We start from the raw sequence: 10,068 nt of genomic DNA, 5'->3' as shown, positions 1-10,068 counted from the left end.
CAAGATATAAACGAGCTTAAAAAAGTTATAGATGACTGGGAAAAAAACCAAAAGTAAGGGATTAACATGGTTATTCAAACTGGTTTTAATTGGTTGATTGAGCAGCAATTACTATTAAGCATTTTGTTTTGTGGATTTATTTTACTCGAGCGATTTGGTTTAAAAGCCCTTGGCTCGCGGTTTGTATATAAATTAGCATGGCTATTACCTGCGGCATTGGTGATTGCTAATTTACCAAATGCGATTAAACCACTGCAAAATAGCAATATTAGCCATTACTTAATCACCCCTAACCAGCCTTTTACACATGAAATGGGTATTAGCTGGGCGCTCATGTATGTACTTATTACCGCAGGGTTATTAATAGCTAGTTTTATTACACATACCCGTTTTGTTAAAAGCCTGCAGTTAACTGAGTTAACACAATTTGAAGGCACTCTTACCGCTGATGTTAAAACTTATACCAGCCAACATGTAGCCACGCCAATGGTGGTCGGTATTTTAAACAGCAAGCTGGTGTTACCGAGTAACTACAATACCCAGTTTGATAAAGCCACATTAGCGCTTATTTTAGAGCACGAAAACGTACACATAAAACGCAAAGACAACCTAACAAACGCACTTATGTTACTACCTACTATTTTACTTTGGTTTAACCCACTAGCTTGGTTTTGTTACGCAAGCATGCGCCGACTACAAGAGCTGACTTGTGATGAACGGGTACTTAGCAATAAAACCACACAACAACATATTTTATATAGCAAAGCCTTAATAAACTGCGCGGCAAATGCGCCCACAGGACTTATGGCTTATTCACACTACGGAGATAAAAAAACCATGTTACAACGACTAACTAATATAAAACACAGTGGGGAGCGTTCAAAGCTTGCTAAAGGTGGCTTATTACTTGTAGCCGCAAGTATGCTAAGTGGATTAGCGATTGCAAAGCAACCAGAGGCAATGACTAAAGAGGATCACATTTCACCGACAATGCGTATTGAACCCCTTTATCCAATACAAGCAGCTCAACAAGGCATCAGCGGCTCAGTGGTATTAAAGTACGATATAACTCCCAATGGTGAAACCGCTAATGTTTCTGTTGTTAGTGCAAAGCCTGAAGCCATATTTGACCGTGAAGCTAAAAAGGCGCTAAGACAGTGGCAATACAAACCCTCATCAATGGGTTATCAAAACGTACTTGTACAGCTCGATTTTGCAATAAACAATGAAGTTGCTAATACCGATTTAATAGAGCGAATTAAAGTATCGCACTAACTTTATTAGATTTTTCAAGACTACAAAGCAAGCGCCCTTTTAGGCTGCTTGCTTTGTGGTTTTACGCCATAAAGTTATAAGCTCACCACAATCATGGATATGGCTGTACCCAAACCAATAAACCACACTAATGAGCGAATTATATCTAGGTTCATATAGTAAAAAACGCAATACAAAATACGCGACACAATATGCGTAACCGCTAGCGTTTCGGTCACTGCACCTACAGAGTTAGTGCCCAGTACAACTGCAATAGCGACAGCAAAAACAGCGAGCGATTCAAAACAGTTTTGATGAGCAGCGAGCGCCCGAGCACCAAAGCCGGTTAATTTTTTTTGTTGCGCTCTTGGATGTTTATTGTCGTATCGACCTAATTTTGCCATTGCTATAGCAACCGGCACTTTTGCAAAGTAAGGCATTAATACCGCAAGTAATGCACATACAACTAATGTTGTCATAATTTATCCTTTTGATGTTTCGGATAATTTAGCATAAGCGCAATAAAAAAGCCGCCAGATACGTTTTATGACAAACGCTGGCGGCTAACAATAACATCAGGCTTACTATAGCTAAATATATCCTCAAACCCATGCGACATAATGTCGCAGATGATGAATATTCAACATCATAGTTAATGCATCGCTTTACTTCACAAAGCTTGTTAACTTTACTGCCTTACATTTTAACGATGACGACCATGACCTGGATATTTTTCACTTTTTTAGCCGCCTTCATGCAAGCATGGCGTAATGCCCTGCAAAGTAAATTAAGTAGTAATGTCAGTGTTGCTGGCGTAACCCTCTCCCGCTTTATTATTGCGGGGCCTATTGCGGCGGTGTATTTATATGGTTTGTATCAATATCAAGATACCGCCATGCCTACGTTTAATAATGCCTTTTGGGGATTTATTATTGGCGCAAGCGTTATGCAAATACTCGCCACTGGTTTAATGGTTAAGTTATTTAAAATGAATAACTACGCTGTAGGGGCTGGTCTTGCTAAAAGCGAGGCGTTAGTGGCTGCCATTTTAGGTGTATTATTTTTTGGCTCAGCACTTTCTTTACTTGGTTGGCTTGGTGTATTTTTTGGCGCTATTGCCGTATTGCTACTTAGTGGCATAACCAGTGTAAAAACCTTTAATGCTAAAACGGCTTTGTTGGGGCTTGCATGTGGTACTTGCTTTGCGCTTACATCACTGTGGGTACGTGAAGCGAGTTTAAATTCGGGGTTACTATTTCCACACTCTGCCGCTTGGGTTTTACTGTTTGTAATTAGTCTACAAACGCTAATATTACTTGGCTATTTATTATTAAAAGAGCCGCAAACACTCAGTAAACTGTGGCAATACAAAAGCACTACAGCCGCAATTAGTGTTTTTAGTTGTGTCGGTTCTATTGGCTGGTTTAGTGCAATGAGCTTACAGCACGTTGCTTACGTTAAAACACTTGGACAGGTTGAAGTGTTTTTTACCATGCTAATTGCCGTACTTTGGTTAAAACAGCCACTTAAAAAACAAGATACTGCAGGCTTAATACTCATCGCCATCGCCGCTGTTTTGGTCATGTTGCCAAGTTAAGAGCATAAAAAAGCGCAGGCTTTTATACCTGCGCTATTCATAATTAAGCGTTTATTTGAATTATTAATTAAGAGCTTATTTTTAGCGTTATCACACCACTAATAATCATCAGTACACCCGCAATACGACCAAATGTAGCGGCATCGTTATAAAACAATATACCCACTACAAACGTACCTGCAGCGCCAATACCGGTCCACACTGCGTATGACGTACCCATCGATATTTGCTTTTGGGCAAGCCACAACATAAAGCCACTAGCGACTAAAAAAGCCACCGCTATTGCAATACCCTGCCAGCGAGTATCTGAGTTTTGCGATATTTTTAAACCTATCGGCCAGCCAATTTCAAGTAAACCGGCAATAACCAAATAAATCCACGCCATTAAACATCTCTCTTTTTCAAAATGACTTCGTATAAATCTTCGCGGCGATCTTTTAAGTTACGCACTGTACCTTCGCTATGAAGAATTTTTAGTTTATCCATATCAAGGTCGCTAAATAACAGCATTTCTGTATTTGGCGTGGCTTCGTTAAGTGTTGCATCGTGCGGGAACGAAAAGTCCGATGGCGTTAACACTGCCGATTGTGAGTACTGCACATCAAGGCTTTCTACTTGTGGTAAATTACCTACCGAGCCTGCAATAACTACATAACATTCGTTCTCTATTGCGCGTGCTTGTGCACAGTGGCGTACACGTAAATAACTATTTTTAGTATCTGTCCAAAATGGTACAAACAAAATATCGAGCCCTTGCTTAGCTAATATGCGTGAAAGCTCAGGAAACTCTACGTCGTAACAAATTTGAATACCTACACGCCCGGCATCGGTTTCAAATACAGCAATTTTGTCGCCGCCTTGAATAACCCAATCGTTTTGCTCATGCGGGGTAATGTGTATTTTACGCTGCTCATCTATTTTACCGCTGCGGTGACATAAATAACTCACGTTATAAATTTTATCATCTTCGGCAAGCGGCATAGAGCCGGTAATAATATTGGCGTTGTATTCTATTGCCATACGCGACATCGCGTTTTTAAACGTTTCGGTATATTCGGCTAAATAACGAATCGCTTCCGTTTGGTTGCTTTGATTTCCTAAACCCATTAATGGCGCGTTAAAAAACTCAGGGAATAGTATAAAGTCACTTTTGTAGTCAGATACGGTATCTACAAAGTATTCAACCTGCTTTAGCATTTCTTCAACCGATTCAACACAACGCATTTGCCATTGCACAGCACCTACGCGCACAATTGATTTAGTTGACTCGAGTACCGTGTCGGTTGGTTCATACATAATGTTATTCCACTCAAGCAAAGTGGCGTAACCAACTGACTCTTGATCCTCCGGTAGGTACTTTTTAAGTAAACGCTTTACCTGAAAATCGTTAGATAACTGAAAGCTTAAAATAGGATCGTATAGCTCTCTCTGATCTACTTTTGCAATGTATTCCATTGGCGTCATTTCACTACTGTGATTGTAATAACGCGGAATACGACCACCCGCTAAAATAGCGCGTAGGTTATATTGGCGGCACAGTTCTTTACGGGCATCATAAAGGCGACGACCTAAGCGCATGCCTCTGTGAGTTTCGCTTATTGCTACATCTAAGCCGTATAGCGCATCGCCGTCGGTATCGCTAAATACACGGTCATGACCATCTGCAATGTCTTCGTAGGTATGCGGGTTTGAAAAACGTGTGTAATCAACTTGTACGCTCAGCGCTAAGCCCACCAGCACGCCGTCATCTACAATACCGATTTGCCCTTCAGGAAATTGGTCTATTAATCTAAAAATGGTATGACTTGGCCACGCACCACCTAAGTCGGGATACGCTTGATCCATCAAGGTTTTAATTTGCGGATATTGCTCTCTGGTTAAGTTACAAATTTCAAGATGGGTTTTTTCTGCCGACATACACAACTCCTTTAGGCATAAGAAAATAAAAGCCGAATGTACGCTCGATTAAATCAAGAATACACTCAGCTTTGTATCATGTTTTTTACTTTAGATGTACTACTTTAAACTGCGATAAAAGAGTGTGGTTACTTTCTCTTTTGGTAACCAGCCTGCGTATTCAAGACCAAGTTCTGCCAATGGATCGGCTTTAAGTACTTGCTCTAAGCTTGCATTATTTTGCATTGCTTTTAACATCACATCTTTCGCATTTTGAACTAGCTTACCATACGCTATCAGTCCTGAACGGTCACTTACCTTACCGTGTCCTGGTATTACTTTAGTATTGTCGTCAATTTGTTTAACTACATCGTCTACTGCCGCTAAAATACCATCAACGCTACCGCCGCTATCTACATCAACAAACGGTAAGCTGCCAAAATTAAAGTAAATGTCGCCCATGTGCACTATGTTGTCGTTACTAAAAAAGATAACTGAATCGCCATCGGTATGTGCATGTTCGTAATGCACTACATGGGCGTGTTCGTTATTAAAATGTAGTTTTAAATCGTGACCAAAACTAATGCGCGGTAAAAAGTCTGACCCTTCCCCGTGCTGCTCTTCTAGACGTTTGTGTACATTGTCGTGTGCTATAACGTGCGCACCCGCTTTAGCAAAGTTTTCGTTGCCACCAGTATGATCGCCATGATGATGCGTATTAATAACAAACTCTGCACTGCCTGGCTTTAAATCGCTAATAGTTTTTTTAATATCGTCTGATAGCTTAGCAAACTGATCATCAATAATATAAATGCCATCATCGCCTACACTCGCTGCAATATTACCGCCTTGCCCAAATAGTACGTATACATGCTCACTTAGCTTTTGCGCTGTTACTGGACCCTCGTCTGCTTGCGCTGCTGTACTTAGTAATAAACTTGTTATTAATGCGGGTAGTATTTTTTTCATTTTAGTTCTCTGCTGTTTTATTAGTAATTATATAGAACGTTTTTATCACTATTTAAGCTCACTCACTGATCACTTAAACGTTATTTAACAGGACTTATGACTATTTGATGTATAAGTGTTTGCGGCAATAAAGGTGTATGTTTACCTTCTACGTAATCACTAAACCCCGCTCTATAAAATTCAGATAACGGATGCCCCGATTGCCCACCCGGAATAGCTAAAATTGCATGTTCTAAATGCCCAGGTTGTGCAATAAAGCGCTGCGATGCACCAAAACTACGCCCTTGTACGGCGGGCATGTAGCTATCACCAAAACCCGCTGCTGTAGGCATATTTAATAACTTAGCAAGTAACGGCATTTGCTTTGCAAACGGGTGCTCTATCACTAACTCATTGACCTTGCCCCACTGCCAGCTTTGCACGTTATTGCCAAACTGCTCAGTAAGCTTAGTAATAGTTTGGTTAAATGCACCGTGTAATTGTGCATCCCAGCTCTTAAATTGTGGGTTTATCCACGTATCGGGTTTGTTGTTAATAAGCTGCCACACTGCGGGCTCTAAATCTCGTTTTACGTATTTAAGCGTGCCTTGCTGTTGATTTAATTGGCTTTCAATATTACTAAATAAAATATTAATCACTTCATCGCGGTAGCGCTTAACTAAGGTATACCCTATGGAGGTTGAACACGCACATTGCTGCCAATTTTCGAGCGCTGTTATATATTGCTGATTTTTAGTTTGATCGGCTTTTAATTGCTTTAATAGCAGAGCATGCCAAGGCATTAAAAAGCGAGCTTGATTATCGAGCTGTAGTGCGTAAAAATCACTCTCAGCAAATGTTTGTTTTTCAAATAATCTATCGCGAATTTGACTCGAACGTGCACCGAGAGCATAGCCACCATTGCCAAAACGAGCGTTATCCTCAGCCGATACCACGCGAGAGTTACCAGTCCATAATCGCCCACTTTTTGGGTTTTTAATAAACGGGCGTTGTAATTCATTTTGCTGCCAAAGCACTGAGTAGTCATCGGCATTTACGCCAAGTTCGCTAGGCGTTTTACGAGCCGGTATACCGCCCATGTTTTTCCACGCTGCGTTACCTTGGCTATCTACCACCATTAGGTTTTGCACAGGTATTCCTACATCGCTTGCTACAGCAAGTGCATCATCTACTGTTTTGGCTTGCTCTAACTTTAATAGTTGCATATTAACGGCGTAAGGCTGATGTGCAGCCCAGCTCAATGCATAAGGTTTTTCGTTAATGTATTTTACAGGTCCGTATTCGCTGAGTAGTAATGAATAGTTTTCAACCTCCCCATCGGGTAATGCAATAGGTTCATCTACTTGCCATGTTTTACTATCATCGTTTAATGCAATCCAATCGGCTGTATCTAAATAGCCGTTAGTAAACCCCCATGCAATATTATTGTTAGTGCCAACAACAATTGCCGGCGCTCCGGGCAGCGATACACCAGTTACCTGAGCAGGTTTTCCATTTTGTATATAATTTAGCTGGGCTCTGTACCAAATTGCAGGCACTGCCATCGATAAATGCATATCATCCGACACCATACCAGCGCCTGTTTTAGTCAACGCTCCTGTAACAGCCCAGTTATTACTGCCGCGCTCTTGGTTGGCTTCAATACTTTTAACTGTATGCTGTGTTTGAGTTGGCAAAGTAGGTATGCCGCCGCTATAAGGCGCTAATTTACTGCCATCAAGCGCGGCTTGGTACTTACTTGGTTGCGTTAAAAAATCAACCATTTGCTTTGTGTACGCTTGCTCAATTTGAATGAGTGCTTGGTCGCGTTCAAATGTGGCGCTTTGCAAATCAAGGTACATGCTAAATATCACAAGTAGGCTGTCTTCACTTTGCCATGGCTTTTGTGGTGCACCTGTTAGTAAATATTCAAAGCTTGAATACCCTACTTGCGCTAAACCTTCGTTTACACCTTGAGCGTAACTTTTAAGTAATTGCTTATCGGTCTCAGGCAGCGTTTGCAAAATAATTTGGCTGCGTTTACGTAATTGATGAAAACGCATCTTTTTATCGAGCCCCAACGCGGCTTCGCCAAATAACTCACTTAGCTCGCCTGCGGCATTACGTCTTAGTAAATCCATTTGAAAAAATCGGTCTTGCCCATGCGCATAACCTAAACCATAGGCAACGTCGTTTCGGCTATTTGCATTTATCACTGCTTGCCCTAGTGCATCGCGCGAAATTTTTACGGGCTCTACTACCGCGTTACTACGTCCGTTTCCATCAAGGGCAGGTAAACTTAAACTAAGTACACCATAAACAACGGCGGTACTTGCCAGCCCTAAAATCACAATTAATAATAACAAGCGTTTGATTACTTTAAACATCAACCTTTCCTTTGCACGTTTTGACCAAGCGTTAAGGACATATAATAACCACAGTTTTATTAAATAATAATGTTCTTGCTCGCAAAGGGTGAAATAAACATCAAAATCCACGATAATGTCAGCTCCACACATCGTGCAGAACTAGTTGAGATCAATATGACTGAAAAAACATTTATCAAAGGTAAAGACCGCGACCTAGAATCGTCAATCTCTACCATGCAAAACAAGCTTGAAGCCCTACACATTAATGTTGAAGAAGCGCTTTGGCTTAACCCTGTAGCTAACTGTTATTCGGTTCATATAAAAGACAGTGACTGCGGTGTTATGTTTACCAATGGTAAAGGCGCTACCGACAAAGCATCTATTGCCTCAGCACTCGGTGAATACTTTGAGCGTTTAAGCTGTAACTACTTTTTTGCAGACTTTTATCTAGGTGAAGAATTTGCCAATGGCGAGTTTACTCATTACCCAACCGAAAAATGGTTTAAAGTTGAAGGCGATGAAGTACCGCAAGGCATTATGGATGAAAGCTTATGGAATTACTTTGACCCAGAGCGCGAACTTAACGCATCACACCTTTTTGATTTTAACTCAGGTAACGATGACCGTGGTATTTGTACCCTGCCATACACGCGCCAACGCGATAACCAAAACGTATACATTCCAGTAAACGTTATTGGTAATATTTTTGTATCTAACGGTATGAGCGCAGGTAACACTAAATTTGAAGCTCGCGTACAAGGTTTATCAGAAGTATTTGAACGCGCTATTAAAAACCGCATAATCGCCGAAGGTATTTGTTTACCAATCGTGCCTGAAGACGTTGTTAAGCAATACCCTCAAATTCACGAAGCCTGTGAAGAACTTCGCAGCCATGGTTTTCATCTGCGTATTGCCGATGCATCACTTGGGGGGATTTACCCAGTAATGAGCGTAACGCTTATTAACCCAACAGATGGTTCTGTATTTGCCTCTTTTGGTGCTCATCCTTCATTTGAAGTAGCGCTTGAGCGTACCGTTACCGAATTACTACAAGGTCGTCGTTTAGATCAACTAGATGTATTCCAACCTGCAACATTTGATAACGATGAAGTAGCAACACCAGAGAACATTGAACTGCACTTTATTGATTCAAGCGGTTTGATTTCGCATGATTTCTTCCGTGCAAAACCTGACTTTGAATTTGTACACTGGGACTTTAGCGGCACAACAGAGCAAGAATATAACTTCTGTACTGACCTGATTCACAGCATGGATCACGATATATACATCATGGATTATACGCACCTAAACGTATACGCATGTCGTATTTTAGTACCGGGCATGTCAGATATTTATCCAGTTGATGAGCTTATTTGGCGCAACAACAACGAAGGCGCAAAATTTCGCGAAGCATTCCTATCGCTTGATCAGTACGATGCAGAGCAATGGATGGAAATTTACGACAGCCTAGAAGAAGCAGGTCATAGCGATATTATCCGCGCCGCAGAATTTATTGGTTTAGCAACCGATGCCGACACACCATGGCACACACTGCGTATAGGTGAACTTAAAGCGCACTTATGTTTAGCCGCAGGTAGCGAAGAAGCCATTGATTGGGTTGACTGGATACTTCATACAGGCCAAGTAAACGAAGATGCAATGCGCCACTTCCGCTGTTTAAAAGCGATTCTTGAAATTAAATACGATGACGAGCGCGAATACGCTGATTACCAAGATGCATTAGGCTTAATGTTTGGTGCTAATAATGTAGCGCTGGCTATTGAAATTGCCGAAGGTAAAAAGCAGTTTAACGGTTTAACTTTTCCAGGTTTATCGCTTGAAGGCTTTAAAAAGCATGCGGCACTACTTGATGGTTACCGCAAGCTACACGTAGCAAAGCAAAATCATTGGGCACGTGAAGTTAGCGATTCGTAACTCGCTAAACTACTAATTATAAAAAATAAACGGCGCATTTGTTAATGCGCCGTTTTCATTTATGTCATA

8 protein-coding genes are annotated in these 10,068 nt (G+C 41.1%); 3 read left to right on the top strand and 5 right to left on the bottom strand.

The window, feature by feature from the left end; all coding sequences use genetic code 11:
* Positions 1 to 66: 66 nt before the first annotated feature.
* Positions 67 to 1,275 carry a M56 family metallopeptidase gene (locus tag GQR46_RS10895; RefSeq protein WP_165740961.1) on the top strand — a complete coding sequence of 403 codons (1,209 nt, stop codon included), beginning with the start codon at positions 67 to 69 and terminating at the stop codon, positions 1,273 to 1,275.
* Positions 1,276 to 1,349: 74 nt separating this feature from the next.
* Here the strand turns inward: GQR46_RS10895 and GQR46_RS10890 are convergent, their stop codons facing one another.
* Entirely contained in the window at positions 1,350 to 1,733 is a 384-nt protein-coding gene (locus tag GQR46_RS10890; protein WP_024592624.1) for an MAPEG family protein, read from the bottom strand.
* 230 nt (positions 1,734 to 1,963) lie between these two features.
* Here GQR46_RS10890 and GQR46_RS10885 point away from each other — a divergent pair, with 230 nt between their 5' ends.
* On the top strand, positions 1,964 to 2,851 hold the full coding sequence (locus GQR46_RS10885; RefSeq protein ID WP_197119572.1) for a DMT family transporter: 888 nt from the start codon (positions 1,964 to 1,966) through the stop codon (positions 2,849 to 2,851).
* Positions 2,852 to 2,918: 67 nt separating this feature from the next.
* Here GQR46_RS10885 and GQR46_RS10880 read toward each other — a convergent pair whose 3' ends face one another.
* The 4 genes from GQR46_RS10880 to GQR46_RS10865 all read right to left on the bottom strand — a co-directional run bounded on the left by GQR46_RS10880 (position 2,919) and on the right by GQR46_RS10865 (position 8,082).
* Positions 2,919 to 3,236, bottom strand: coding sequence for a multidrug efflux SMR transporter (locus GQR46_RS10880; protein ID WP_165729335.1), 318 nt, complete (start codon positions 3,234 to 3,236; stop codon positions 2,919 to 2,921).
* Positions 3,236 to 4,768 carry a bifunctional GNAT family N-acetyltransferase/carbon-nitrogen hydrolase family protein gene (locus GQR46_RS10875; protein WP_010554553.1) on the bottom strand — a complete coding sequence of 511 codons (1,533 nt, stop codon included), beginning with the start codon at positions 4,766 to 4,768 and terminating at the stop codon, positions 3,236 to 3,238. The genes GQR46_RS10880 and GQR46_RS10875 overlap by 1 nt, the downstream gene beginning before the upstream one ends.
* A 99-nt stretch (positions 4,769 to 4,867) precedes the next feature.
* On the bottom strand, positions 4,868 to 5,716 hold the full coding sequence (locus tag GQR46_RS10870; RefSeq protein ID WP_165740960.1) for an MBL fold metallo-hydrolase: 849 nt from the start codon (positions 5,714 to 5,716) through the stop codon (positions 4,868 to 4,870).
* An 80-nt stretch (positions 5,717 to 5,796) separates the two neighbouring features.
* A complete protein-coding gene (locus tag GQR46_RS10865) occupies positions 5,797 to 8,082 on the bottom strand; it encodes a penicillin acylase family protein (protein WP_165740959.1) in 2,286 nt (761 codons plus the stop codon).
* Between the two features lie 156 nt (positions 8,083 to 8,238).
* Here GQR46_RS10865 and ycaO point away from each other — a divergent pair, with 156 nt between their 5' ends.
* A complete protein-coding gene (gene ycaO / locus GQR46_RS10860) occupies positions 8,239 to 9,999 on the top strand; it encodes a 30S ribosomal protein S12 methylthiotransferase accessory factor YcaO (protein WP_165729338.1) in 1,761 nt (586 codons plus the stop codon).
* Positions 10,000 to 10,068 lie beyond the last annotated feature (69 nt).

Source organism: Pseudoalteromonas sp. Z1A6, assembly GCF_011378745.1.
In the GTDB taxonomy this organism is placed as follows: domain Bacteria; phylum Pseudomonadota; class Gammaproteobacteria; order Enterobacterales; family Alteromonadaceae; genus Pseudoalteromonas; species Pseudoalteromonas arctica.
Note: the sequence above shows the minus strand (reverse complement) of the source record. Positions and strands in the feature narration are given on the sequence as shown.

What these genes read in the sequence shown, in the direction of transcription:
- ycaO (WP_165729338.1), top strand. Translation starts at nt 8,239, where the DNA reads ATGACTGAAAAAACATTTATCAAAGGTAAAGACCGCGACCTAGAATCG.
- GQR46_RS10875 (WP_010554553.1), bottom strand. Translation starts at nt 4,768, where the DNA reads ATGTCGGCAGAAAAAACCCATCTTGAAATTTGTAACTTAACCAGAGAG.
- GQR46_RS10865 (WP_165740959.1), bottom strand. Translation starts at nt 8,082, where the DNA reads ATGTTTAAAGTAATCAAACGCTTGTTATTATTAATTGTGATTTTAGGG.
- GQR46_RS10895 (WP_165740961.1), top strand. Translation starts at nt 67, where the DNA reads ATGGTTATTCAAACTGGTTTTAATTGGTTGATTGAGCAGCAATTACTA.
- GQR46_RS10885 (WP_197119572.1), top strand. Translation starts at nt 1,964, where the DNA reads ATGACGACCATGACCTGGATATTTTTCACTTTTTTAGCCGCCTTCATG.
- GQR46_RS10880 (WP_165729335.1), bottom strand. Translation starts at nt 3,236, where the DNA reads ATGGCGTGGATTTATTTGGTTATTGCCGGTTTACTTGAAATTGGCTGG.
- GQR46_RS10890 (WP_024592624.1), bottom strand. Translation starts at nt 1,733, where the DNA reads ATGACAACATTAGTTGTATGTGCATTACTTGCGGTATTAATGCCTTAC.
- GQR46_RS10870 (WP_165740960.1), bottom strand. Translation starts at nt 5,716, where the DNA reads ATGAAAAAAATACTACCCGCATTAATAACAAGTTTATTACTAAGTACA.